This is a genomic window from Pseudomonas shirazica (assembly GCF_015168335.1).
GTDB classification, from domain to species: domain Bacteria; phylum Pseudomonadota; class Gammaproteobacteria; order Pseudomonadales; family Pseudomonadaceae; genus Aquipseudomonas; species Aquipseudomonas asiatica.
The window spans coordinates 1,789,156-1,812,885 of sequence record NZ_CP063456.1 but is presented as its reverse complement, the minus strand read 5'-3'; the positions used below and the strand labels follow the sequence as shown (position 1 = coordinate 1,812,885).

Here is a 23,730-nt window from a genome sequence, read left to right as displayed (position 1 = left end):
GTCCCTGTGTAGGAGCGGCCTTGTGTCGCGATGGGCTGCGCAGCAGCCCCAAGGGTTCAGCGGTGCTGCACAATCTTGGGGCTGCTGCGCAGCCCATCGCGACACAAGGCCGCTCCTACAGGACCGCGCTCGCCAGCCAGGCCACCATTAACGCTTCATGCACCGCTGATAACGCTCATCCACCCGCCCGGCAAACCACGCCGTGGTCAGCTTGCGGGTGATCTTCGGGCTTTTCAGCTGGATCCCCGGCAGCACCGCCCGTGGCACCGGCTTGCCGGCCGCAGCATCAGCAAGGGCGAACACCCCGCTGTACAGCTTGCTGTCCTCGAAGGCCAGACTATCGCCCTGCTCCAGCTGGCTGCGAATCTGCGGGTTGCGCAGGCCCAGCTTTCCTCCCAGTTTGCGTGCCGCCTTTTCAGTGGTCCCGGGCATGATCGAGCCCGGCGCCACCAGGTCGCCATCCAGCGCCAGCGTTACCCCCGTCACCTTGCTCAGTGCCGCCTGAAATGCCGCATTGCGGCTTGCGTACCAGCCCGCGTTGAAATCGGCAAAGCGGTACAGCTGGCGATCGTAGTTGGCCGAATAGCCCAGCAAGTGGGCGATACCGAAATACATGCCGCCGCGCCGGGTGAACACTTCCTGGCGAATGCTGCCGTCGTGGCTGTAGGGGTAATCCCGCGCATGCTTTTCGGCAAAGTCGATGCTGACCTGCATCGGCCCTCCGGTATGCACCGGGTTCAGCCCGCCCAGCAAGGTCTTGCCCAGCGGTACGCGAGCGATGACTTCGTCGTACAGTTCGCTCAGCTGCTTCTCGCTGCGCACCGCCTGCAAACGTTGCTGGTAGCTCTTGCCATTACCCGACGGCGCCTTCAGTGCACCGTCGACCAGCAGCTTGGGGATGTGCAGGCGCGCAGCGCGGCGGTCGATTTCCTCTCGGGCGATACGCCCCAGGTTGGGCACTTGCGGGTCGGCATTGAAGGTCGATTCCTGCTCGGTCACCGCCAGCACCGCGCACAGGTTGCTCTTGCTGGGGGCAATTCGCTGGGCCTCGAACGCCACCTGAATGTCCCGGGCCCAGCCCTCGCGGTCCTTGGCCTGGGCGGGTAACAGCCGCAGCAGTTGGGCGCGGACCTTGGCCGGGTCCGTCTCGGGCGCTTCCTCACGACGCCCGGCGCAGCCTTGAAGCAGCGCCAGGGCCATCAACCCGGCAACCAGTAACCGGCCGTTCAGGGCTGTTCACCGACCAGGTAGGTCTTGCTGATGTGCCGGAACAGCGGGTGGCTGGCACTGCCCATGAGCTCGAACAGAACCATTTCGCGGGTCACCACCTGCGCCCCCGCGGCCCGCATGCGCGCCAGCCCTGCGGCCTTGCTCGCCGGCGTACGGCTATCACAGGCATCCTCGACCACGAACACCTGCTTGCCCAGTGCCAGCAGGCCAAGCACGGTCTGCAACACACAGACGTGGGTTTCCATGCCACAGACAATCACTTGCTCGCGCGCCATCAGACTTGCTGGCAGGCACTCGGCGGCCACGCAGGAAAAATGGCTTTTCTCCACCACCTCGGCGGCCGGCGCTGCGGCCAGCAGTTCGGCCAAGGTATGGCCCAGGCCCTTGGGGTACTGCTCGGAAATCACCGTCGGCAGTTCCAGCTCGTTCGTCGCTGCCAGCAGCCATCGGGCCCGCGCGCGGGTGCCTTCAGGGTCGCTCATGGCGCCGATGAGTTTTTCCTGGATGTCGACGACCAGCAGCGTGGCCTTGTGGGGATCGATCAGCATTGTCTGCCTCTTGCCTGGGAAAAGGCCTAGCCTCCCCCAGGCAAGCGGTGACGTCAATCAGGCGGACAGCCGAAGCGGCTGCAGCGACGCGGTGAGTGCAGCGAGCACCCGGTCTTCATGCTCATGGATGAAGAAGTGGCCGCCTGGGAACATCTGCAGCGAGAACGCCCCGAGGGTTTCCTTGCGCCAGGCCTGCAATTGCTCGTCACTGGCGCGGTCCTGCATGCCGCCCAACACGTACAGTGGGCACTGCAACGCCGGCCGCTGGCGGTAGGCGTAGGTACCACACAGCAGGAAGTCGGCGCGCAGGGTGGGCAAGGTCAGGCTCATCAGCTCGGCGTTGGCCAGCACTTCCTCGGGCGTGCCCTGAAGCTCGCGCAACTCGCCGATCAACTCGGCGTCGCTCTTGGGCTCGCGCCAGTTCTTGCCATCGTAGTCCTCGCGGCGGGTCGGCGCTGCGGTACCGCAGGCAAACAGGGCCAGTGGCGCCGGGCAGCCCAGCGCTTGCAGCTCATGGGCCAGCTCGAAGGCCAGCAAGGCGCCAAGGCTATGGCCGAGCAGCGCGTAGGGGGTGCTGGCCGCCAGGCGCTGTTCGGCAGCCAGTTGCCGGGCCAGGGCCTGCATGTCGGTGTGCAGTGGCTCGGCAATGCGCGCACCACGCCCGGGCAGTTCCACCGGGCGCACCTGCAGCCACGTCGGCAGCTTGCGCCGCCAGCGGCTGTAGACCATGGCGCTGGCCCCGGAATACGGCAGGCACAGCAGGTTCAATGCAGTCACTGGGCGGCGGCTTCGGCCATTTTCTGGCGCAGGCTCAGCGGGCGCATGTCGGTCCAGACTTCATCGATGTAGGCCAGGCAGTCCTTTTTCAGGCCGCTCTTGCCTACGGCACGCCAGCCGTTGGGGATGGCTTTGTAGTCGGGCCAGATCGAGTATTGCTCTTCGTGGTTGACCACTACCTGGAACTGGATATCGTCGCGGTCGAAAACGGAAGTCATTGCCTGTCTCCTTGAGTGATGGGTGCCGCTGCGCGCCTGGCGCAGGGGGGCTTTCAAGTAGACGTGGCGTGCGGCGAAAAAATTAGTGGGGCTGACGCGGTCTTCAGGTATCCCGCAACAGGTCGTGGGTATCGAGCAAGCGGAAGGCCACCTGCGGGTTGCGCTCCAGCCCACGGCGGATCGCCGCCGGGATCGACTGCCGGGTCTTGCGGCATAGGCCGGGCTGGTCGTCCAGTTCGATGACGATGCCGCGCATGGTTCGCACTTCGTTGAAACCGGGGGCAATGTGCACGCGAATGCCGAGGTTTTCATACATCCGCTGCTGCAGGCGTTGCAGGTCTTCCAGGTCCTTGAGGTTTTCCAGGCGGTCGAGCAGGCGTTTCTCTTCCTGGCGGGTCAGCAGGAGGATGCGCTGAGCGGCCTGCGGGTGATCGACCAGGTGTTCGCGGCCGCAGTCGCAGGCGCCAGGGGGGCAAGGTTGGCGCAGAGGCGGTGTAGTGCTCATGGAGCAATCATAGCCTGTACCGGCCTATTCGCGGGTGAACCCGCTCCTACAGGTCCCGGCTAAAACTTTCCTGCCAGGCAAAAAAAATTCACAAACCTCTAGACCGTCACCCGCCTCTTCGCCTATAAATCGCCTAAAGGAAATTTATATTCCTGCCAAGAAATATTTCTTCGCCTCCACGCGAAGCCTCTTTTGCCCTTGTGCCCGACCTGCCCCACTCCATCACGAGGCCTATCCGACATGCATCCCGCTCCCGATCACTTCATCCTGCGCGTCAGTTGCCCGGCCGTGTCCGGCATCGTCGCCGCGGTGACCACCTACCTGGCCGAGCACGGTTGCTACATCAGCGAGATGGCGCAGTTCGACGACGAGGACAACGGGCGCTTTTTCATGCGCGCGGTGTTCCGCTACAACACCGGTGTCACGGGTGACACACCGCAGCTGGAAGCCGGCTTCGCCGATGTCGCCCAGCGCTTCGACATGCAGTGGAGCCTGCACAGCAGTGCCCGGCCGATGCGCGTGCTGCTGATGGTGAGCAAGTTCGACCACTGCCTGTCCGACCTGCTGTACCGCCATGCCAAGGGCGAGCTGGACATGCAGATCACCGCCGTGGTCTCCAACCACCTGGACCTGCGCCCGATGGCCGAGCGCCAGGGCATCCGTTTCGTCTACCTGCCGGTCAGCAAGGACACCAAGGCCGAACAGGAAGCCGCGCTGCTGCGCATCGTCGAGGACACCGGCACCGAACTGGTGGTGCTGGCGCGCTACATGCAGATCCTCTCCGACGACCTGTGCCGCCAGCTGTCAGGCCGGGCGATCAACATCCACCATTCGTTCCTGCCCGGTTTCAAAGGCGCCAAGCCTTATCACCAGGCCTACCAGCGCGGGGTGAAGCTGATCGGTGCCACCGCCCACTACGTCACCAGCGACCTGGACGAAGGCCCGATCATCGAGCAGGAAGTGCAGCGCGTGGACCATGCCTACACACCGGATGACCTGGTGGCCATCGGCCGCGACACCGAGACCATCGCCCTGTCCCGCGCCGTGAAATACCACCTGGAGCATCGGGTGTTCCTGAACCACGACCGCACGGTGATCTTCAAATGAACGCCATTCCCAGTATCAAGCTGATCGACGGCAAGGCTACCGCGACGCGGGTGCTGGCCGAGGTACGCGAGCAGGTGCAGGAGCTGCGCCAGGGCGGCGTGCAACCGGGCCTGGCGGTGGTGCTGGTCGGCGCCGACGCTGCCAGCCAGGTGTACGTGCGCAACAAGGTGCTGCGTGCCGAAGAGGTGGGCATCCGCTCGCTGGAGCATCGCCTGCCCGCAGACACCAGCCAGGCCGAGCTGCTGACCCTGATCGACCGCCTCAACCGCGACACCGAGGTCAACGGCATTCTCGTGCAACTGCCGTTGCCGGCCCATATCGACGAACACCGCATTCTCCAGGCGATCAGCCCACTGAAGGATGTGGACGGCTTCCACAGCGAGAACGTCGGCGGCCTGGCCCAGGGCCGCGATGTGCTCACCCCGTGCACGCCCAGCGGCTGCATGCGCCTGCTGCGCGATGCCTGTGGCGAACTGCGTGGCAAGCATGCGGTGGTGGTCGGCCGCTCGAACATCGTCGGCAAGCCCATGGCCGCCCTGCTGCTGCAGGCCGACTGCACGGTGACCGTGGTGCACTCGCGCAGCCGCGACCTGCCGGCCTTGTGCCGCCAGGCCGACATCCTGGTGGCCGCAGTGGGCAAGCCGCGGCTGATCGGTGCCGACTGGCTAAAGCCCGGCGCGGTGGTGATCGATGTCGGTATCAACCGCATCGACGAAGGCGGCCACAGCCGCCTGGTCGGCGATGTCGACTTCGCCGCCGCCCTGCCCCAGGTGGCCGGCATCACCCCGGTGCCCGGCGGCGTCGGCCCGATGACCATCGCCTACCTGATGAAAAACACCCTGCTCGCCCTCGACCTGCAACAACAGGCCGCCCACCAGGAGCGCACCGCATGCCTTTCGCCCTGCTGAAATACGGCCTGAGCGCCGATTACCCGGTGGAGGTCGACCTGCCACCACCGTGCGAACTCAAGCCACGCTATGACGTGGTGATCATCGGCGGCGGCGGCCACGGCGTGGCCATCGCCTACTACCTGGCCAAGTACCACGGCATCACCAATGTCGCCGTGCTGGAAAAGGCCTACCTGGGCGGCGGCAATACTGCGCGCAACACAGCGGTGATCCGCTCCAACTACCTCACCAGTGAGGGTGTGCGCTTTTACGCAGAATCGGTGCGCATGTTCCAGAACCTGTCGAACGAGTTCGACTTCAACATCATGTATTCCGAGCGCGGTCAGCTCACCCTCGCGCACACCGACGCCACCGTGCGCGCCTTCCGCCAGCGCGCCGAGGTCAACAAGCACTTCGGTGGCCGCACGGAGATGATCGACCGCCAGCAGATCCACGAACTGGTGCCAAGCCTGAACCTCGACCCCGGTCACCTGCCGGTGCTCGCCGGCCTTTGGCACATCGATGGTGCCACCGCCCGCCACGACGCAGTGGCCTGGGGCTACGCCAGGCAGGCGGCCAAGCGCGGCGTCGAGATCCACCAGCTGACCGAAGTGCAGGACTTGCTGATCCGCAACGGGCGCATCGAGGCGGTGAAGACCAACCGTGGCACCGTGCAGTGCGGTTGCGTGGTGCAGGCCGTGGCCGGGGCCAGTTCGCTGCTGATGGCCAAGGCCGGCATTCGTGCGCCGATCCACACCTACCCGCTGCAGGCCATGGTCACCCAGCCGTTCAAGCCGTTTCTCGACCCACTGGTGAGCTCCTCGGCGCTGCACTGCTACGTGCAGCAGACCAGCCGCGGCGAAATCGTCTTTGGCGGCGGCTCCGACCCATACCCGCTGTACAACACCCGCTCCACCCTCGACCTCAAGGAGAGCCTGCTGGCACACGCCATCGAGATGTTCCCGTTCATGGCCAACGCCAAGCTGATGCGCCAGTGGGCCGGGATCACCGACATGACCCCGGACTACAGCCCGATCATGGGCCTGTCGCCGGTGCACAACTATTACCTGGACGCCGGCTGGGGCACCTGGGGTTTCAAGGCCACGCCGATCTGCGGCAAGACCATGGCCGAGCTGGTCGCCAGTGGCGGCAAGGTGCCGGAACTGATCGCACCCTTTGCCCTGGAGCGCTTCAGCCGCTTCCAGCAAGTCAACGAAATGGGCGCCACCGCGGCCAGCCACTAAGGAGCGACGACGATGAAGATCCTGACCTGCCCCTTGAACGGCCCGCGCAATATCAGCGAGTTCACCTACGGCGGCGAATTCAGGCATATGCCCGACCCGGCCAGCTGCAGCGATGCGGAATGGGCCGACTATGTGTTCAACAGCGACAACCTTGCCGGCGTGGTGATCGAATGGTGGCTGCACAACGCCTCCAGCTACTGGTTCCTGGCCGAACGCCACACGGTGAGCGACCAGGTGCTGCGCACCTTCGACCCGAAAGAACTGTTCGACCGCCGCGTCGACTTCACCCCCGCCGCCACCCCGGAGATTGCCGGATGAACAGCCACACTCGCCTCCCCGCGCCCATGGGCCTGCTGATCGACCGCGAGCAGCCCCTGCACTTCCAGTTCGACGGCCAGGCCTGCCAGGGCTTTGCCGGTGACAGCATCGCCAGCGCCCTGCTCGGCAGTGGCCGCTGGCTGCTGTCGCGCTCGTTCAAGTACCACCGCCCGCGCGGCCCGCTGAGCATGGCCGGGCAGGATGCCAACACCCTGGTGCAGCTGCCGGACGAGCCCAATGTGCTGGCCGACCTGGAAGCCGCCCGCGATGGCCAGGTAGTCGAAGGGCAGAACTTCAACGGTAGCCTGACGCATGATCGCGACGCCTACCTGGGCAAGTTTTCGCGCTTCATGCCGGTGGGCTTCTATTACCGCTCCTTTTACAAGCCCAAGGGCATGTGGAAGGTGTGGGAGCCGCTGATCCGCAAGAAGGCCGGCCTGGGCGTGCTCGACCTAGGCTTCAGGCCGCAGTACTACGACAAGGCCTATCTGTTCGTCGATCTGGCCGTCATCGGCGCTGGCCCGGCTGGCCTGCGTGCGGCACTGGACGCGGCCAATGCCGGGGCCAAGGTGTTGCTGATCGAGCAACAGCCGGTACTTGGCGGCTCGCTCACCTACGCCCGCTTCGACATTGCAGGCACCCGCGCTACCAGCCTGCGCCAGGAACTGCTGGCTGCCGTCGAGGGCCACCCGAACATCCAGGTGCTGCTGGACGCCACCTGCAACGGCTGGTTCACCGACAACTACCTGCCGGTGATCCAGCACAAGCGCCTGTACAAGGTGCGCGCCAGCCGCTGCCTGGTGGCGGCCGGTTCGTTCGACCAGCCAGTTGTGTTCCGCAACAACGACCTGCCGGGGGTCATGCTGACCAGCGCCGTGCAGCGGCTGATGAAGCTGTACGCGGTAAAACCCGGCCAGCGCGCGGTAATCCTCACCGGCCACGATGACGGCTACCTGGCCGCCCTCGACCTGCAGGACCAAGGCGTGGCCGTGGCCGCGGTGGTCGACATGCGCGCTGCGCCAGCCGATGCCGCACTGGCCGCAGAACTGAAGCGCCGCAATATACCCGTGCACCTGGGCAGCACCGTGTACGAAGCCCTGCACGAAGCGGGCATGCGCCACGTGAGTGGCGTGGATATTCGCCCGATCACCGGCCAGGGCAAGGTCGGCCCGCATGGCCTGCGCCTGGCCTGCGACCTGCTGTGCATGTCGGCAGGCTACATGCCGGTGTACCAGTTGCCGTGCCAGGCTGGCGGCAAGCTGGCCTACGACGTCAACCGCGACGAGTTCGCCATCAGCAACCTGCCGGCCGGGCTGGACATCGCCGGCTCGGTGAACGGCCGTCACGCACTGGGCAATGTGCTGGCCGACGCCACTCGCGGGGCTGCCGATGCGCTGGCAGCGCTGGGCCTGGAAGCGCCGGTGCAGCCCGTGTTCAGTGCCGAAGCCAAGGTCAACTTCCCCTGGCCGATCTTCCCCCACCCCAAGGGCAAGGATTTCGTCGACTTCGACGAAGACCTGCAAGTGCGCGACATCGTCAACGCCACGCGCAGCGGCTACCGCGATGTGCAACTGGTCAAGCGCTTCTCCACGGTCGGCATGGGCCCGTCCCAGGGCCGCCACTCGGCGCTGCCGACCGCCCGCCTGGTGGCCCACGCCACCGGGCGCAGCATCAGCGAAACCGGGGTGACCACCGCCCGTCCACCGTTCCAGGCGGAAAAACTGGCCCACGTCGCCGGCCGCGCCTTCGACCCGTACCGGCAAACGCCAATGCACCGCCGCCACCTGGAAGCCGGGGCGAAGATGATGCCGGCCGGCATCTGGCAGCGCCCTGCCTATTATGGCAAGCCCGAGGACCGCGAACGCTGCATGCAGGAGGAAGCCCGCCATGTGCGCGAGAAGGTCGGCCTGATCGACGTTTCCACCCTCGGTGGCCTGGATGTGCGCGGCCCCGACGCCGCCGAACTGCTGGAGCGCCTTTACACCTTCGGCTTCGCCAAGCTGGCCATCGGCCGCACCCGCTACGCGCTGATGACCAACGAGCATGGCGTGGTGATCGATGACGGCGTGTGCGCCCGGCTGGGCGAGCAGCACTTCTACGTCACCGCCACCACCAGCGGTGTCGACCGCATCTACCAGCAGATGCTGAAGTGGAATGCGCAATGGCGCCTGGATGTGGACGTCACCAACGTCACCGCCGCCCTGGCCGCGGTCAACCTGGCCGGGCCGCTGTCACGCCAGGTGCTGGCCAAGGTGTGTGACGATGTGGACCTGTCGGCCGAGGCCTTCCCTTATCTCGGCGTACGCCAGGGCACAGTGGCCGGCATTGCCGCGCGCATCCTGCGGGTGGGCTTTGTGGGTGAACTGGGCTACGAAGTGCACGTGCCGGCGCGCCACGCCGAGCGCCTGTGGGATACCTTGATGCAGGCCGGCGCGGGGTTGGGCATTCGCCCGTTCGGCGTCGAGACCCAACGCCTGCTGCGCCTGGAAAAGGGCCACGTGATCATCAGCCAGGACACCGACGGCATGACCCACCCGGCGGAGATCGACATGCAGTGGGCCATCGGCCGCAAGAAGCCATTCTTCGTCGGCAAACGCTCGATCGAGATCCTCGAAGCGCAGCCGCTCAAGCGCAAACTGGTCGGCTTCACCCTGCCCAAGGGCAGCCCGCAGCCGCTGGAGGGGCATCTGGTGCTGGACGGGGCGGACATCAGCGGCAACGTCACATCCTGCGAATACTCGCAAACCCTGGGGCAGATCATCGGCCTGGCTTACGCCGGTGCCCATCAGGCCACGCCTGGCATGCACATCCCGATCCGCGTGGAGGGCGGTGTGATGGTCAATGCCAAGGTGGTGCCACTGCCGTTTCACGATCCCGACAACCTGCGCCAGGAGCTCTGAGCCATGACCAGTTTGCAAGCCAAAGCTTTTATTTCACCCGGCCCGCGGGCCGAACTGCTGCATACCTGCGCGTTGACTGACCTGACCGATCTGGCACGGGTCGGGTTTCGTGGGGGCGACAGTGCCGCTTGCCTGCAGGTGCGTGGCTACCGCTTGCCGTCGCTACCCAACCAGGCCGTGCGCCAGGAAGACGGTGGCTGGGTAGCGCGCTTGTCGCAGACCGAGTACCTGCTGCTGGGCAGCCTTGCCGACGGCGGTGCACGGGTGGCTGCCGAAGAGGGTGGGTGGGTGCAGGATGCTCGGCGCAACTACCTGCTGCCGCGCCAGGATAGCCATGCCTGGCTGCAGCTGTCGGGGGTGCATTGCAGCGCGGTGATGGCCAAGTTGTGCGGGGTGGACTTGCGCGCCCGGGCGTTTCCCGTTGGGGCGGTGGCGCAGACCTCGGCGGCGCGGATCAACGTGATCGTGCTGAATGTGGGGAGCGATGAGAGGCCGGCGCTGCAGTTGCTGTTTGATCGGGCATCGCTGGCGTATTTCCGTGAAGCGGTGCTGGATGCCATGGATGAGTTCGATGGTGGGTGGGTCGGGGTAGATGAACTGATGCGTTGACCTGCACCGGCCTCTTCGCGGGTAAACCCGCTCCCACAGGGTAATCACTGGGCTTGGGGCTGTGGAGTACCTGTGAGAGCGGGCAGGCCCGCGAAGAAGCCAACGCGGTGGCTGGCACCGGCTGCGCCGGTGTTCGCGGGCTCGCCCGCTCCCACAGGGTCATCACTGGGCTTGGGGGCTCTGGAGTACCTGTGGGAGCGGGCGTGCCCGCGAAGAAGCGCACTCGGTACCGAAGGTCAGAGCTGCACCAAGCGCTCACGCAGGAAGTTCACAAACCCCTGAACCGGCCGCGCCACCTGCCGGTGCTGGGGGTACACCGCCGACAACTGCAGTGCTGGCGGCTGCCACTCATCCAGCACTTTCACCAGTCGCCCATCCGCCAGCGTCTGTCCCACGATGAAGGTTGGCAGATAAGTCACCCCCATCCCGGCAATCGCCGCATCCCTTAGCAGCTCGCCGTTGTTAGCCCGCATCCGCCCGACTACCTGGATCGCCTGTACCTTGCCGCCCTGGCGGAACTGCCACTGCACCTGCCGCGAATGACCATACGGCAGGCAATCATGCCCAGTCAGTTGCTCCGGCCTGGCCGGCACGCCCCGAGCCTTCAGGTACGCCGGGCTCGCACAATACACCCGCTCGACACTGGCAATGCGCCGCGCAATCAGGCTGGAATCCTCCAGCGCACCAATCCGTAGCGCCAGGTCATAGCCCTCGCCGATCAGGTCCACTGCGCGGTCGCTCAAATCCACCTCCACATCCACCTGCGGGTGCAACTGCAGGAACTCGGTCAGCAGGCACCCCAGGTGCGCCATGGCGAACGACAGCGGCGCACTCAGACGCAAGGTGCCACGCAAGGCCTGGGCCTGGCCGCTGATGTCGTGCTCCACCTGCTGCACTTCGCCGAGCAGGCGCAGCGCCGACTGGTAGTAGTGCTGGCCCAGCGGCGTGGCATCCAGGCGCCGCGTGGAGCGGTTGAGCAGGCGCACGCCCAGGCGCTCCTCAAGCTGCATCAGGCGCCGGCTGACCGATTGTTTGGACATTCCCAGGCGGTCGGCAGCCGCAGTGAAACTGCCAGCTTCCATGACCTGGGCAAAGATCCGCATGTCTTCGTAAGGGTTCATTGTCTCGCTCTTGGTGACAGTCAAACGCTTTATAGCGGCTTTTTCCCATCAACGCATCTCCCTAATCTACGCACAAGTCGCAGCGATGGCCCTGAAGGCCAGGCAAGACGCCCACTACCAACATTCAACAGAAAAGGATTCGCTCATGAACATTGTCCACAAAACCCTTACCGCTTCCCTTCTGGCCCTGTCCGTTTCCAGCGCCTTCGCCGCTGGCAGCCCGGGTATCGAACAGCACACCCAGGCCTTCCTCGAAGCCCTGGAACAAGGCGGCGGCAAGCCACTGGAGCAGCTCAGCCCGAAAGACGCCCGCGCGGTGCTGACCGGTGCCCAGGCCTCGGTCAAGGTCGATCTCTCGGGTATCGAGGTGAAGGAACGCGCCATCCAGGCCAACGGCGAGTCGATCAAACTGCAAGTGGTGCGCCCGGCCAACGTGAAGGGTGACCTGCCGGTGTTCATGTTCTTCCACGGTGGCGGCTGGGTGCTCGGCGATTTCCCGACCCACCAGCGGCTGATCCGCGACCTGGTGGTTGGCTCTGGCGCAGTGGCGGTCTACGTCGACTACACCCCGTCGCCGGAAGCGCACTATCCGACGGCGATCAACCAGGCTTACGCCGCCACCCGCTGGGTGGCCGAGCACGGCAAGGAAATTGGCGTGGACGGCAAGCGCCTGGCCGTGGCCGGCAACAGCGTCGGCGGCAACATGGCGGCAGTAGTGGCCTTGAAAGCCAAAGAGGCCGGCACCCCGGCCCTGCGTTTCCAGCTGCTGTTGTGGCCGGTGACCGATGCCAGCTTCGAAACTGCGTCGTACAAGCAGTTTGCCGAGGGGCACTTCCTGACCACCGGGATGATGAAATGGTTCTGGAACAACTACACCACCGACGCCAAGGCCCGGGAACAGATCTACGCCTCGCCGCTGCGGGCCAGCAGTGAACAGCTCAAGGGCCTGCCGCCGGCACTGGTGCAGACGGCCGAGTTCGACGTGCTGCGCGATGAAGGTGAGGCTTATGCTCGCAAGCTGAATGCCGCTGGCGTGACTGTGACCTCGGTGCGGTACAACGGCATGATCCATGACTACGGGCTGCTCAACCCGCTGCATCAGGTGCCGGCCGTGCAAGCGGCCATGCGCCAGGCCGCCGGCGAGCTGAAAGTGCACCTGCAGTAACCTTATCCACGCATGCGGCAGGGCCTGGTGCCCTGCCGGTTCAGGAGGTCCGTCATGCTCACCGTACGCAACGCCAAAGACCGCGGCCTGGCCTTTCATGGCTGGCTGAAATCGTTCCACACCTTCTCCTTCGGCCACTACCGCAACCCGGACGAGCAAGGGTTCTCGGACCTGCTGGTGATCAACGACGACCGCGTCATCCCCGGCAAGGGCTTTGGTCAACACCCGCACCGCGACATGGAGATTTTCTCCTACGTGCTGGAAGGCGCGCTGGAGCACAAGGACACGCTGGGCACCGGCTCGGTGATCCGCCCGGGCGATGTGCAGCTGATGAGCGCTGGCCACGGCGTGGCCCACAGCGAGTTCAACCACAGCCAGGTGCAGCCGGTGCACTTCCTGCAGATCTGGATCGTACCGAACGTGCAGGGGGCAACGCCGCGTTACCAGCAACAGCATTTCAGTGCCGAGGAAAAGCGCGGCAAGCTGCGCCTGATCATCTCGCCGGATGGCGCCGAGGGGTCATTGCAGGTAAGGCAGAATGCGCGGGTGTATGCCGGCCTGTTCGACGGTGACGAGCGTGCCACCCTGAACTTGCCGGAAAACCGCCATGCCTATGTGCATGTGGCCCGGGGCAGCATCGAGCTCAATGGGCAAGTGCTGAATGAAGGGGATGGGGTGCGGGTGAGGCAGGAACAGGTGCTGGAGCTGGGCAATGGGGTGGATGCCGAGGTGCTGGTGTTCGACCTGCGGCCGCATGAATTGCCGGGCATGCCTTGAGTTTCTGCTTCGACAGTAATGGCCCTATCGCCGGCAAGCCAGCTCCCACAGGTACTGCACAGGTCTTCAAGGCAGTGTTTAACCTGTGGGAGATTACCCAGCCCTTTTGGGCTGCGCTGTCGCGCAGAGAACAAATATCGCTCGTCTGACGCGGCCTTTGTAGGAGCAGCCTTGTGCTGCGAAGAGGCCGGTACAAGCAACAGACAGGCTTTGTCAGTACCGGCCTCTTCGCAGCACAAGGCTGCTCCTACAGAACCTCGCCGAACCATTGAGTCATGTGTTGTTCTATGGGAGCTGGCTTGCCGGCGATAGGGCCAACAGCCATCACTCAGGGCTCAACCCTTCGACGATGATCACCTCAGCCTTCGCCACCCCCTGGCGATGGCTGCAAGCCTCCTGGTACAGCCCGGACCGGTAACACGCCAGCGCCTGCTCGTACGAATCGAACTCGATCACCACGCTACGCTGAGGGGTAGGCCGCCCTTCCATTGCCTCGCTACGCCCGCCACGGGCCAGGAAACGGCCGCCGAATGCCTTGAAGGCAGCCGGGGCGCGCTGGGTGTACTGCTGGTATTGCTCGGGATCGTTCACGTCCACATGGGCGATCCAATAGGCCTTCATGCGCTGCTCTCCTGTTACGGCGATATTTGTGTATGATGGTATACCATAATAATCATCCCACCACAGTGAGCGTGCAACATGGCTTTCAACACCATCGAAGAACTCCTCGAGGACTACCGGCAAGGCAAGATGGTCCTGCTGGTGGATGACGAGGACCGGGAAAACGAAGGCGATCTGCTGATCGCCGCCGAGCGTTGCGACGCCCAGGCCATCAACTTCATGGCCCGTGAAGCGCGCGGGCTGATCTGCCTGACGCTGACCGACGATCACTGCCAACGTCTGGGCCTGGAGCAGATGGTGCCGGCCAACGGCAGCGTTTTCAGCACCGCCTTCACCGTGTCGATCGAGGCTGCCACGGGCGTTACCACCGGTATTTCCGCTGCTGATCGGGCACGTACGGTGGCAGCGGCGATGGCCCCCAACGCCCGCCCGGAAGACCTGGTGCAACCCGGCCACATCTTCCCCCTGCGCGCCCGCGAAGGCGGTGTACTGACGCGCGCCGGCCACACCGAAGCCGGCTGCGACCTGGCGCGCCTGGCCGGGTTCACCCCGGCGTCGGTTATCGTCGAAGTACTCAACGATGACGGCACCATGGCCCGCCGCCCGGACCTGGAGGTGTTCGCTGCCCGGCACGGCATCAAGATCGGCACCATCGCCGACCTCATCCACTACCGCCTGAGCACCGAGCAGACCATCAAGCGCATCGGCGAACGCGAACTGCCGACCGTGCATGGCACCTTCCGCCTGGTCACCTACGAAGACCGCATCGAAGGTGGCGTACACATGGCCATGGTCATGGGCGATATCCGCCGCGAGCAGCCGACCCTGGTGCGAGTGCACGTGATCGACCCGCTGCGCGACCTGGTCGGCGCCGAATATGCCGGCCCCGCCAACTGGACGCTTTGGGCGGCGCTGCAGAAAGTGGCCGAGGAAGGCGCCGGCGTGGTGGTGATCCTGGCCAACCATGAGTCCTCGCAGGCGCTGCTGGAACGCGTGCCGCAGCTGACCCAGCCGGTGCGGCCTTACCAGCGTGGGCAATCGAAGGTGTACTCGGAGGTGGGTACAGGCGCGCAGATTCTGCAGGACCTGGGCGTGGGCAAGCTGCGCCACCTGGGCCCGCCGCTGAAATACGCGGGGCTGGCGGGGTATGAGCTGGAGGTCGTGCAAAGCATCCCCTTCGAGCCCGGACTGGTGAGCTGATACAGGCCCGTGTAGGAGCGGCCTTGTGTCGCGAAAGGGCCGCGAAGCGGCCCCGACAATTCATGTGTCGACGCTGAAATCCGGGGGCCGCTTTGCGGCCCTTTCGCGACACAAGGCCGCTCCTACAAAGGTTCGCGGCAACTTGCAGAGGACGGAGTGATGGCCGGTAGCCTCATACCTCTTGCCAAAAGTTTGGAATACCATAATATGATATCCCGTAGACCTTGAATCTGCAGGCCGGCACCTACAATCAAAAACGGCCAAAAAACACTTTGTTTTAGCTGCTCCCCGAACACTATTGGCGGGCGCACCACAAGCCCCGCCTCGAATAACAAAAGCAACGAGGGCGTAACCATGCTGTTGAGCAAACGTGTAACCGCAGTGCTGTCCGCCAGCCTGCTGACCCTGGCATGTCAGGCTGCCCAGGCCGCCGACAGCCTGAACTTCGTCAGCTGGGGCGGTACCACCCAGGACGCCCAGAAAGAAGCGTGGGCCGTACCTTTCACCAAAGCCACCGACATCAAAGTCGTCCAGGACGGCCCCACCGACTATGGCAAGCTCAAGGCCATGGTCGAAAGCGGCAACGTGCAGTGGGACGTGGTCGACGTCGAAGCCGACTTCGCCCTGCGTGCCGCCAGCGAAGGCCTGCTAGAACCCCTCGATTTCACCCAGATCAAGCGCGACAAGATCGACCCGCGCTTCGTCTCCGACCATGGCGTCGGCTCGTTCTTCTTCTCCTTCGTGCTCGGCTACAACGAAGGCAAGCTCGGTGCCAACAAACCGGTGGACTGGACCGCCCTGTTCGATACCAAGACCTACCCTGGCAAGCGCGCCCTGTACAAATGGCCCAGCCCAGGCGTACTGGAACTGGCCCTGCTGGCCGACGGCGTAGCCCCCGACAAGCTGTACCCGCTGGACCTGGACCGCGCCTTCAAGAAGCTCGACACCATCAAGAAAGACATCGTCTGGTGGGGCGGTGGCGCCCAGTCGCAGCAACTGCTGGCCTCGGGTGAAGCCTCGCTCGGCCAGTTCTGGAACGGCCGCGTCTATGCCCTGCAGCAAGACGGTGCACCGGTGGGCGTGAGCTGGAAGCAGAACCTGGTCATGGCCGACTTCCTGGTCATCCCCAAAGGTGCCAAGAACAAGGACGCGGCCATGAAGTTCCTGGCCAACGCCAGCAGCGCCGAAGGCCAGGCCGAGTTCGCCAACAAGACCGCCTACGCGCCGGTGAACGTCGACAGCGTGGCCAAGCTGGACAAAGACCTTGCGCAGAACCTGCCGACCGCCTACGCCCAGGACCAGGTCACCCTCGACTTCGCCTACTGGGCCAAGAACGGCCAGGCCATCGCAGCCCGCTGGAATGAGTGGTTGGTCAAATGAAAGTCGCCATCAACGCCCTGCATAACGCGCAAGGTGCCCCCACGGGCACCGGCGCCCCGGGAACGGCCCCCCGCCGCGTCAGCCTGAGCCAGCGCTGGAAAGGCAGCCGCAATCTGCTGCCGGCGCTACTGTTCCTTGGCCTGTTCTTCTTCGCCCCGCTCGCCGGCCTGTTGCTGCGCGGTGTGCTGGAGCCGACGCCGGGCCTGGGCAACTACGAGCAGCTGTTCGCCAACTCGGCCTATGCGCGGGTGCTTTTCAACACCTTCTCGGTGGCCGGCGTGGTCACCCTGATCAGCGTGCTGCTGGGCTTCCCGCTGGCCTGGGCAATTACCCTGGTGCCCAAGGGCTGGGGCCGCTGGTTGCTGAACATCGTGCTGCTGTCGATGTGGACCAGCCTGCTGGCGCGCACCTACTCGTGGCTGGTGCTGCTGCAGAGCTCGGGGGTGATCAACAAGGCGTTGATGGCCATGGGTATCATCGATGCCCCGCTGGAAATGGTGCACAACCTGACCGGCGTGGTGATCGGCATGAGCTACATCATGATCCCGTTCATCGTGCTGCCGCTGCAGGCGACCATGCACGCCATCGACCCGATGGTGCTGCAGGCCGGCTCGATCTGTGGCGCCAGCCCGTGGACCAATTTCTGGAAAGTGTTCCTGCCGCTGTGCCGCTCGGGGCTGTTCTCCGGGGCACTGATGGTGTTCGTGATGTCGCTCGGTTACTACGTCACCCCGGCCCTGCTGGGCGGTGCACAGAACATGATGCTGCCCGAGTTCATCATCCAGCAGGTGCAGTCGTTCCTCAACTGGGGCCTGGCCAGCGCCGCCGCCGCACTGCTGGTGGTGATCACCCTGGTGCTCTTCTACCTGTACCTGAAGCTGCAGCCGGAATCCCCGGTTGGCAACGCGAGGTAAACCGCCATGCTCCTGTCTCCCAATGCCATGGGCCGCCCGCTGCGTACGGGCCTGTACCTGACCACCGGGGTCATCGCGGCCTTCCTGCTGCTGCCGGTGGTGTTCATCGTGTTGCTGTCGTTCGGCTCGTCGCAGTGGCTGGTGTTCCCGCCGCCGGGCTGGACCTTCAAGTGGTACGGCCAGTTCTTCTCCAACCCGGAGTGGATGGACGCCGCGCTGGCCAGCCTGAAGGTGGCCGTGCTGACCACCATCGCCGCCGTGCTGCTCGGCCTGCCCACCGCGTTTGCCCTGGTGCGTGGCCGCTTCCCGGGCCGCGAGCTGCTGTACGGGCTGTTCACCATGCCGATGATCGTGCCACTGGTGATCATTGCCGTGGCGGTGTACGCGCTGTTCCTCAAGCTCGGCTACACCGGCACGCTGTTCGCCTTCGTGGTCAGCCACGTGATCGTCGCCCTGCCCTTCACCATTATCTCGATCATCAATTCGCTGAAGCTGTTCGACCAATCCATCGAGGATGCCGCGGTGATCTGCGGCGCCTCGCGCCTGCAGGCGATCTTCAAGGTGACCTTCCCGGCGATTCGCCCGGGGATGATCGCCGGCGGCCTGTTCGCCTTCCTGGTGTCGTGGGATGAAGTGGTGCTGAGCGTGATGATGGCCAGCCCCGACCTGCAGACCTTGCCGGTGAAGATGTGGACCACCCTGCGCCAGGACCTCAGCCCGGTCATCGCCGTGGCCTCGACCCTGCTGATCGGCCTGTCGCTGCTTGTCATGTTCATTGCCGCCGCCTTGCGCCGGCGCACCGAAGCCAACGCCTGAGCGCGCGGAGAAAACAACAATGAGTGCAGTGATCAAAGACAACGCGCACGGCAAGACCCTGGTCAGCCTGCGCGGCCTGAACAAGCACTACGGCGACTTCACCGCCGTGGACAACCTCGACCTGGAAATCCAGGACGGCGAGTTCCTGACCTTCCTCGGTTCCAGCGGCTCGGGCAAGTCCACCACCCTGTCGATGCTGGCAGGCTTCGAAACGCCGAGCAGCGGCGAGATCCTGGTCGATGGCCAGTCACTGGTCAACGTGCCGCCGCACAAGCGTGACATCGGCATGGTGTTCCAGCGCTATTCGCTGTTCCCGCACCTGAACGTGCGCGACAACATCGGCTTTCCGCTGGCCATTCGCAAGCTCAGTGCCAGCGAAACCAGCAAGCGCGTCGATGCCATGCTCAAGCTGGTGCAGCTGGAGAAGTTCGCCCACCGCAAGCCGTCGCAGATGTCCGGTGGCCAGCAGCAGCGCGTGGCTATCGCCCGGGCGCTGGTGTACGAACCGCGCATCCTGCTGATGGACGAACCGCTCGGCGCGCTGGACAAGAAGCTGCGCGAAGACCTGCAGGACGAACTGCGCCAGTTGCACCGGCGCCTGGGCATCACCATCGTCTACGTCACCCACGACCAGGAAGAAGCCATGCGCCTGTCCCAGCGCATCGCCATCTTCAGCCATGGCAAGATCGTCGGCCTGGGCACCGGTTACGACCTGTACCAGAACCCGCCGAATGCCTTCGTCGCCTCGTTCCTGGGCAACTCCAACTTCCTGCGGATCAAGGCCAGCAGCAATGGCGCGGGCAGCTTCGAGGGCCAGCCGGTGGCCATCCGCCTGACCCCGGGCCTGGCCGCCTCGCAGGATGCACTGATCATGGTGCGCCCGGAAAAGGCCCTGGCCCTGACCGCCGAACAAGCCGCGCGCGAGCCGCTGCCGGCGGGCTGGAACGAGGTCAGTGCCAAGGTTGGTGAAGTGCTGTTCCTGGGCGAGAGCCAGACCTGCCATGTGGTGACAGCGGGCGGTACCGAGCTGACGGTAAAGGCGTTGTCGGCGGCGGGCATGCCGATGCAGCCGGGGGATACCGTGAAGGTGCGCTGGGCGGTGGCGGATGCGTGCATCTATACCGAGTGGGCAGAAAGTGACCTGAGCAAGTCTGCCGGGGCGCATTGATACCGCTGGGGCCGCTTTGCGGCCCTTTCGCCGGCAAGCCAGCTCCCACAGGTACAGCGCAGATTTCAGGATTGGCACGGCCCCTGTGGGAGCTGGCTTGCCGGCGATGGGCTGCACAGCAGCCCCATTAACGCGAACTTACAAGCATCAGGCAAAGCCCACTGCCCCATGGACTGTCACATTATCATCACGCCACTGTCGTAATCTGCCGGCCATCTCTATGCCATAGGCCTTCCGGCATGCCCCGCCTGCTTGTCTTGCTGCTCACCCTGCTACCGCTGGCGACCCTGGCCGAGCCCGCTCACCTGCGCGTCCAAGGCTCCAACACCATCGGCGCGGCCTTGCTGCCGGCGCTGGTGCAAGGGCAATTGCGCGCGCAGCAAGCTACCGCCATCGAACAATACCCGGGCAAGCTGGCCAACGAGACTGTCATCACCGCTCGCGATACGCGTGGCCAGCCTTTGCGCATCGACATCGCCGCACACGGTTCCAGCACCGGCTTCGTCGCCCTGGGCCATGGCGAGGCCGACCTGGCCGCCGCGTCGCGACCTGTCAACGACAACGAAGCAAGCCAACTGCAGGCTTTGGGCGACCTGCGCGCCGCTGCCGCCGAACAAGTCATCGGCCTGGATGGCGTCGCGGTCATCGTTCACCCCGACAACCCGCTGCCACAGCTCACCACGGGGCAACTGGCACAGATCTTTGCCGGGCAGATCCAGCGCTGGGAGCAATTGGGTGTTGCCGGCGGGGCCATCCACCTGTACGCCCGTGACGACCGCTCCGGCACCTTTGAGACCTTCAAGGCCCTCGTGCTGGAACCCCAGCAAAGCGAACTTTCAGCCCAGGCCCAACGTTTCGAGTCCAGCGACGAGCTGGCCGCGCGAGTGAGCACCGACCGCCAGGCCATCGGTTTCAGCAGCCTGGCGGCGGTGCATGGGGCCAAGGTGCTGGCGGTGGCCGAAGGTGACGCGCCGGCCATGCTACCGGAGCGTGCACTGGTGGCCAGCGAGGACTACCCGCTATCGCGGCGCCTGTATTTCTATCTGCCGGCCAACCCCAAGCCCCAGGCCAAGGCCCTGGCCGATTTCGCTCAGAGCCCGGCGGGCCAGGCGATCGTCGCCCAGCAGGGTTTCGTTTCGCAGCAGATCAAGGCCCAATCTGTAGCACCCCAGGCCGACATGCCGCCGCGCTATCGCACCCTGGCCCAGCAGGCACAGCGGTTGAGCGTTAACTTCCGCTTTCAGGAAGGCAGCGCCAGCCTCGACAACAAGGCCCTGCGCGATGTCCAGCGGGTTGCCGACTACCTGCGCCAAGCGGGCAAGTTGCAGCGCAAGGCGGTGCTGGTGGGCTTTGGCGACCCCAAGGAGACACCCGGTCGCGCCGCCCTGCTCTCCCGCCTAAGGGCCCAGGCGGTGCGTCGTGAGCTGGCGCGCGATGGCGTGGAGGTGCTGGAGGTGACGGGGATGGGGGATGAACTGCCAGTGGCAGGGAACGAACTGGAGCAAGGGCGACTGCGTAATCGCCGGGTGGAAGTGTGGGTGCATTGATCTGAAAGCAGCACACACCCTGTAGGAGCAGCCTTGTGCTGCGAAGAGGCCAGTATGGCCAACACATTTGTGCAAGGTTGACCGGCCTCTTCGCAGCACAAGGCTGCTCCTACAAGAAGCGTGCTTAAGTGTGTGCCGTGCTTGGCAAAGAAATGTAACAGCTCCCCATTCGGCATCACCGGCAAACGGGTCTAGGCTCAAGCCCATGTGATACCGGGCCCCTCTGACGGCTGCCAGGCCGCCATGTCGGATCACTGTTGCCATGCAACGTCGACATTCAAGGAGGGGCTCATGACAGCTCTACACACATTCCTCACCACCCCGTTCCTCGGCACCAGCACCTGGTTGTGGCTGGTGTTCATGGCCATCGTCATCGGTTTGCTGGTACTCGATCTCGGCGTGCTGCACCGCCACGACCGGGAAATCGAAATGCGCGAGAGCCTGCTGCTGTATTCGGGCTATTTCAGCGTCGGCGTGCTGTTCGGCGTCGGTGTCTGGTACCAGTTGGGCGCGCAGTCGGCGCTGGAGTTCTACACCGGGTTCCTGGTCGAGCAGTCGCTGTCGATGGACAACGTGTTCGTCATGGCGATGATCTTCAGCTATTTCGCCATCCCCCGCCGCTACCAGCACCGCGTGCTGTTCTGGGGCATCCTCGGGGTGGTGTTCCTGCGGGCGATCATGATCGGCGTGGGCGCGGCGCTGGTGCAGAACTTCGCCTGGGTACTGTATATCTTCGGTGCCTTCCTGCTGTTTACCGGGGTGAAGATGGCGCTGTCGAAGGAAGATAGCCGCCCCGACCTGGCCAACAACCCGATCCTCAAGTTCGTGCGTCGGCACATGCGGGTCACCGAGCAGATCCACGGCTCGCACTTCTTCGTGCAGCAGACCCCGCCCGGGCAGCACAAGGCGCTACGCCATGCCACCCCGCTGTTCATGGCGCTGGTGCTGATCGAACTGGCCGACCTGGTGTTCGCCGTCGACAGCGTCCCGGCAATCTTCGCCATCACCCAGGACCCGTTCATCGTCTACACCTCCAACATCTTCGCCATCCTCGGCTTGCGCTCGTTGTATTTTGCGCTGGCGGCGCTGATGCACCGGTTCGTTTACCTCAAGTACGCGCTCGCGCTGGTGCTGATCTTCATTGGCTGCAAGATCTTCTACCACGGCATGGTGGGCAAGGTGCCGGCATTGCTGTCGCTGGGGGTGACGTTCGGGTTGTTGCTGGGTGGGGTGGTGGTTTCGTTGGTCAAGACGCGGGGGGAAAAGCCGGAAATCAAGAATGGTCAATCCAAGCAGCCTTCAAATGCCGATCGTACAGTCAGCGAGAAGGAGGAAGACCCGCAGATGCGGGTCTGACCATCCAGAGGAACCAGTGAGCCTTCAAGGGCGTCTTCGCGGGCAAGCCCGCGAAGAGCCCGGAACAAGCCGGTAAATCACCGCCCGCTACGCATCATCTCCGCCGGCACGTACTTGCCGATCTCATACTTGCCAATCGCCGCCCGGTGCACTTCATCTGGCCCGTCGGCCAGGCGCAAGGTGCGCTGCATGGCGTACATGTAAGCCAGCGGGAAATCGCCACTCACCCCTGCCCCCCCATGAATCTGGATCGCCCGGTCGATCACCTTCAATGCCACGTTCGGCGCCACTACCTTGATTTGCGCAATCTCGCTGCGGGCCACCTTGTTGCCGACCGTGTCCATCATGTAGGCCGCTTTCAACGTCAGCAGCCGGGCCATGTCGATCTCCATGCGCGAGTCGGCAATCTTGTCGACGTTGCCGCCCAGACGCGCCAGTGGCCGGCCGAAGGCGGTACGCTCCACCGAGCGCTTGCACATCAGTTCCAGCGCGCGCTCGGCCATGCCGATCGAGCGCATGCAGTGGTGGATACGGCCGGGGCCAAGGCGCCCCTGGGCAATTTCGAAGCCACGGCCTTCACCCAGGATCACGTTCTCATACGGTACCCGCACATTCTCGAAGAGCACCTCGGCGTGGCCATGGGGAGCATCGTCATAGCCGAACACCGGCAGCGGGCGGACGATCTTCACCCCAGGCGCATCGGTGGGCACCAGCACCATCGAGTGCTGCTGGTGGCGTGGCCCTTCAGGGTCGGACAGGCCCATGAAGATCATTACCTTGCAGCGCGGGTCGCAAGCGCCGGAGGTCCACCACTTGCGGCCGTTGATTACCCATTGGTCACCGTCACGCACGGCGGTGGCGGCCATGTTGGTGGCATCCGAGGAGGCCACGTCCGGTTCGGTCATGGCGAACGCCGAACGGATCTCGCCACGCAGCAGCGGCTCCAGCCACTGGCGCTTCTGCGCTTCACTGCCATAGCGCACCAGCACTTCCATGTTGCCGGTGTCCGGCGCCGAGCAGTTGAACGGCTCCGGGCCGAGCAACGAACGACCCATGATTTCCGCCAGCGGGGCGTATTCCAGGTTGCTCAGGCCGGCACCGTATTCCGATTCGGGCAGGAACAGGTTCCACAGCCCTTCAGCGCGGGCCTTGGCCTTGAGTTCTTCCATGATCGCGGTGGGCTGCCAGCGGTCACCCTCGGCGACCTGGCGCTCGAACACCGCCTCGGCGGGGTAGACATAGGCCTCCATGAACGCGCTGACGCGCTCACGCAGTGCCTGGACCTTGGGCGAATAGGCGAAATCCATCGGGGCTACCTTCAC

At 64.7% G+C, this 23,730-nt stretch carries 23 protein-coding genes; 15 read left to right on the top strand and 8 right to left on the bottom strand.

Annotation, left to right across the window (positions count from 1 at the left end):
- Positions 1-147: 147 nt before the first annotated feature.
- From IMX18_RS08375 to IMX18_RS08355, 5 genes are all read right to left on the bottom strand, one after another.
- Complete coding sequence (locus tag IMX18_RS08375) at positions 148-1,200, bottom strand: DUF1615 domain-containing protein (RefSeq protein ID WP_039614842.1); 1,053 nt, start codon at positions 1,198-1,200, stop codon at positions 148-150.
- A gap of 26 nt (positions 1,201-1,226) precedes the next feature.
- Entirely contained in the window at positions 1,227-1,778 is a 552-nt protein-coding gene (locus IMX18_RS08370; RefSeq protein ID WP_015270830.1) for a hydrolase, read from the bottom strand.
- Positions 1,779-1,835: 57 nt separating this feature from the next.
- Entirely contained in the window at positions 1,836-2,555 is a 720-nt protein-coding gene (locus IMX18_RS08365; protein ID WP_015270831.1) for a thioesterase II family protein, read from the bottom strand.
- Positions 2,552-2,773: an MbtH family protein gene (locus IMX18_RS08360; RefSeq protein ID WP_003256222.1), complete on the bottom strand. Its 222-nt coding sequence runs from the start codon at positions 2,771-2,773 to the stop codon at positions 2,552-2,554. The genes IMX18_RS08365 and IMX18_RS08360 overlap by 4 nt, the downstream gene beginning before the upstream one ends.
- Positions 2,774-2,876: 103 nt before the next feature.
- The gene (locus IMX18_RS08355) at positions 2,877-3,278 is read right to left on the bottom strand and encodes a hypothetical protein (protein ID WP_015270832.1); all 402 of its coding nucleotides are present in this window, start codon (positions 3,276-3,278) and stop codon (positions 2,877-2,879) included.
- A 240-nt stretch (positions 3,279-3,518) separates the two neighbouring features.
- Here IMX18_RS08355 and purU point away from each other — a divergent pair, with 240 nt between their 5' ends.
- From purU to IMX18_RS08325, 6 genes are read left to right on the top strand one after another with little or no spacing between them, the layout of a single operon-like run.
- Positions 3,519-4,385, top strand: a complete 867-nt coding sequence (gene purU, locus IMX18_RS08350) for a formyltetrahydrofolate deformylase (protein WP_054572076.1) — start codon at positions 3,519-3,521, stop codon at positions 4,383-4,385.
- A complete protein-coding gene (gene folD / locus IMX18_RS08345; RefSeq protein ID WP_015270834.1) occupies positions 4,382-5,293 on the top strand; it encodes a bifunctional methylenetetrahydrofolate dehydrogenase/methenyltetrahydrofolate cyclohydrolase FolD in 912 nt (303 codons plus the stop codon). Before purU ends, folD begins: the two co-directional genes overlap by 4 nt.
- Entirely contained in the window at positions 5,275-6,516 is a 1,242-nt protein-coding gene (locus IMX18_RS08340; RefSeq protein ID WP_100412867.1) for an FAD-dependent oxidoreductase, read from the top strand. The genes folD and IMX18_RS08340 overlap by 19 nt, the downstream gene beginning before the upstream one ends.
- A 12-nt stretch (positions 6,517-6,528) precedes the next feature.
- A complete protein-coding gene (locus IMX18_RS08335; protein WP_054572077.1) occupies positions 6,529-6,834 on the top strand; it encodes a sarcosine oxidase subunit delta in 306 nt (101 codons plus the stop codon).
- Positions 6,831-9,734 carry a 2Fe-2S iron-sulfur cluster-binding protein gene (locus IMX18_RS08330; protein WP_054572078.1) on the top strand — a complete coding sequence of 968 codons (2,904 nt, stop codon included), beginning with the start codon at positions 6,831-6,833 and terminating at the stop codon, positions 9,732-9,734. The genes IMX18_RS08335 and IMX18_RS08330 overlap by 4 nt, the downstream gene beginning before the upstream one ends.
- A gap of 3 nt (positions 9,735-9,737) precedes the next feature.
- Entirely contained in the window at positions 9,738-10,343 is a 606-nt protein-coding gene (locus tag IMX18_RS08325; protein WP_054572079.1) for an aminomethyltransferase family protein, read from the top strand.
- Positions 10,344-10,579: 236 nt separating this feature from the next.
- Here IMX18_RS08325 and IMX18_RS08320 read toward each other — a convergent pair whose 3' ends face one another.
- On the bottom strand, positions 10,580-11,464 hold the full coding sequence (locus IMX18_RS08320) for a LysR family transcriptional regulator (RefSeq protein WP_054572080.1): 885 nt from the start codon (positions 11,462-11,464) through the stop codon (positions 10,580-10,582).
- A 145-nt stretch (positions 11,465-11,609) separates the two neighbouring features.
- On the opposite strand from IMX18_RS08320, the gene IMX18_RS08315 reads away from it, so the two are divergent.
- Together IMX18_RS08315 and IMX18_RS08310 are read left to right on the top strand one after the other, a co-directional pair.
- Positions 11,610-12,629 carry an alpha/beta hydrolase gene (locus IMX18_RS08315; protein ID WP_054572081.1) on the top strand — a complete coding sequence of 340 codons (1,020 nt, stop codon included), beginning with the start codon at positions 11,610-11,612 and terminating at the stop codon, positions 12,627-12,629.
- Between the two features lie 54 nt (positions 12,630-12,683).
- Positions 12,684-13,406 carry a pirin family protein gene (locus IMX18_RS08310; protein ID WP_100412868.1) on the top strand — a complete coding sequence of 241 codons (723 nt, stop codon included), beginning with the start codon at positions 12,684-12,686 and terminating at the stop codon, positions 13,404-13,406.
- A gap of 324 nt (positions 13,407-13,730) precedes the next feature.
- On the opposite strand, the gene IMX18_RS08305 is transcribed toward IMX18_RS08310, so the two are convergent.
- Positions 13,731-14,027: a DUF1330 domain-containing protein gene (locus IMX18_RS08305; protein WP_085720578.1), complete on the bottom strand. Its 297-nt coding sequence runs from the start codon at positions 14,025-14,027 to the stop codon at positions 13,731-13,733.
- Between the two features lie 78 nt (positions 14,028-14,105).
- On the opposite strand from IMX18_RS08305, the gene ribBA reads away from it, so the two are divergent.
- From ribBA to IMX18_RS08270, 7 genes are all read left to right on the top strand, one after another.
- A complete protein-coding gene (gene ribBA / locus IMX18_RS08300; RefSeq protein WP_015270843.1) occupies positions 14,106-15,227 on the top strand; it encodes a bifunctional 3,4-dihydroxy-2-butanone-4-phosphate synthase/GTP cyclohydrolase II in 1,122 nt (373 codons plus the stop codon).
- 354 nt (positions 15,228-15,581) lie between these two features.
- Complete coding sequence (locus tag IMX18_RS08295; RefSeq protein ID WP_013973153.1) at positions 15,582-16,607, top strand: ABC transporter substrate-binding protein; 1,026 nt, start codon at positions 15,582-15,584, stop codon at positions 16,605-16,607.
- Positions 16,604-17,521 (top strand): ABC transporter permease, encoded by a 918-nt coding sequence (locus IMX18_RS08290; protein WP_015270844.1) that lies wholly within the window; start codon positions 16,604-16,606, stop codon positions 17,519-17,521. The genes IMX18_RS08295 and IMX18_RS08290 overlap by 4 nt, the downstream gene beginning before the upstream one ends.
- Before the next feature lie 6 nt (positions 17,522-17,527).
- Entirely contained in the window at positions 17,528-18,337 is an 810-nt protein-coding gene (locus IMX18_RS08285; protein ID WP_015270845.1) for an ABC transporter permease, read from the top strand.
- 19 nt (positions 18,338-18,356) lie between these two features.
- Positions 18,357-19,505 carry an ABC transporter ATP-binding protein gene (locus IMX18_RS08280; protein WP_013973156.1) on the top strand — a complete coding sequence of 383 codons (1,149 nt, stop codon included), beginning with the start codon at positions 18,357-18,359 and terminating at the stop codon, positions 19,503-19,505.
- Between the two features lie 239 nt (positions 19,506-19,744).
- Complete coding sequence (locus IMX18_RS08275) at positions 19,745-21,052, top strand: substrate-binding domain-containing protein (RefSeq protein ID WP_015270846.1); 1,308 nt, start codon at positions 19,745-19,747, stop codon at positions 21,050-21,052.
- Between the two features lie 291 nt (positions 21,053-21,343).
- Positions 21,344-22,408 (top strand): TerC family protein, encoded by a 1,065-nt coding sequence (locus IMX18_RS08270; protein WP_015270847.1) that lies wholly within the window; start codon positions 21,344-21,346, stop codon positions 22,406-22,408.
- Between the two features lie 77 nt (positions 22,409-22,485).
- Here IMX18_RS08270 and IMX18_RS08265 read toward each other — a convergent pair whose 3' ends face one another.
- Positions 22,486-23,715, bottom strand: a complete 1,230-nt coding sequence (locus IMX18_RS08265) for an acyl-CoA dehydrogenase (protein ID WP_015270848.1) — start codon at positions 23,713-23,715, stop codon at positions 22,486-22,488.
- Positions 23,716-23,730: the final 15 nt, after the last annotated feature.

Bases quoted from the DNA above. Each gene is read 5' to 3' on its own strand.
- IMX18_RS08375 (WP_039614842.1), bottom strand. From the start codon at position 1,200: ATGGCCCTGGCGCTGCTTCAAGGCTGCGCCGGGCGTCGTGAGGAAGCG.
- IMX18_RS08370 (WP_015270830.1), bottom strand. From the start codon at position 1,778: ATGCTGATCGATCCCCACAAGGCCACGCTGCTGGTCGTCGACATCCAG.
- IMX18_RS08360 (WP_003256222.1), bottom strand. From the start codon at position 2,773: ATGACTTCCGTTTTCGACCGCGACGATATCCAGTTCCAGGTAGTGGTC.
- IMX18_RS08355 (WP_015270832.1), bottom strand. From the start codon at position 3,278: ATGAGCACTACACCGCCTCTGCGCCAACCTTGCCCCCCTGGCGCCTGC.
- purU (WP_054572076.1), top strand. From the start codon at position 3,519: ATGCATCCCGCTCCCGATCACTTCATCCTGCGCGTCAGTTGCCCGGCC.
- folD (WP_015270834.1), top strand. From the start codon at position 4,382: ATGAACGCCATTCCCAGTATCAAGCTGATCGACGGCAAGGCTACCGCG.
- IMX18_RS08340 (WP_100412867.1), top strand. From the start codon at position 5,275: ATGCCTTTCGCCCTGCTGAAATACGGCCTGAGCGCCGATTACCCGGTG.
- IMX18_RS08335 (WP_054572077.1), top strand. From the start codon at position 6,529: ATGAAGATCCTGACCTGCCCCTTGAACGGCCCGCGCAATATCAGCGAG.
- IMX18_RS08330 (WP_054572078.1), top strand. From the start codon at position 6,831: ATGAACAGCCACACTCGCCTCCCCGCGCCCATGGGCCTGCTGATCGAC.
- IMX18_RS08325 (WP_054572079.1), top strand. From the start codon at position 9,738: ATGACCAGTTTGCAAGCCAAAGCTTTTATTTCACCCGGCCCGCGGGCC.
- IMX18_RS08320 (WP_054572080.1), bottom strand. From the start codon at position 11,464: ATGAACCCTTACGAAGACATGCGGATCTTTGCCCAGGTCATGGAAGCT.
- IMX18_RS08315 (WP_054572081.1), top strand. From the start codon at position 11,610: ATGAACATTGTCCACAAAACCCTTACCGCTTCCCTTCTGGCCCTGTCC.
- IMX18_RS08310 (WP_100412868.1), top strand. From the start codon at position 12,684: ATGCTCACCGTACGCAACGCCAAAGACCGCGGCCTGGCCTTTCATGGC.
- IMX18_RS08305 (WP_085720578.1), bottom strand. From the start codon at position 14,027: ATGAAGGCCTATTGGATCGCCCATGTGGACGTGAACGATCCCGAGCAA.
- ribBA (WP_015270843.1), top strand. From the start codon at position 14,106: ATGGCTTTCAACACCATCGAAGAACTCCTCGAGGACTACCGGCAAGGC.
- IMX18_RS08295 (WP_013973153.1), top strand. From the start codon at position 15,582: ATGCTGTTGAGCAAACGTGTAACCGCAGTGCTGTCCGCCAGCCTGCTG.
- IMX18_RS08290 (WP_015270844.1), top strand. From the start codon at position 16,604: ATGAAAGTCGCCATCAACGCCCTGCATAACGCGCAAGGTGCCCCCACG.
- IMX18_RS08285 (WP_015270845.1), top strand. From the start codon at position 17,528: ATGCTCCTGTCTCCCAATGCCATGGGCCGCCCGCTGCGTACGGGCCTG.
- IMX18_RS08280 (WP_013973156.1), top strand. From the start codon at position 18,357: ATGAGTGCAGTGATCAAAGACAACGCGCACGGCAAGACCCTGGTCAGC.
- IMX18_RS08275 (WP_015270846.1), top strand. From the start codon at position 19,745: ATGCCCCGCCTGCTTGTCTTGCTGCTCACCCTGCTACCGCTGGCGACC.
- IMX18_RS08270 (WP_015270847.1), top strand. From the start codon at position 21,344: ATGACAGCTCTACACACATTCCTCACCACCCCGTTCCTCGGCACCAGC.
- IMX18_RS08265 (WP_015270848.1), bottom strand. From the start codon at position 23,715: ATGGATTTCGCCTATTCGCCCAAGGTCCAGGCACTGCGTGAGCGCGTC.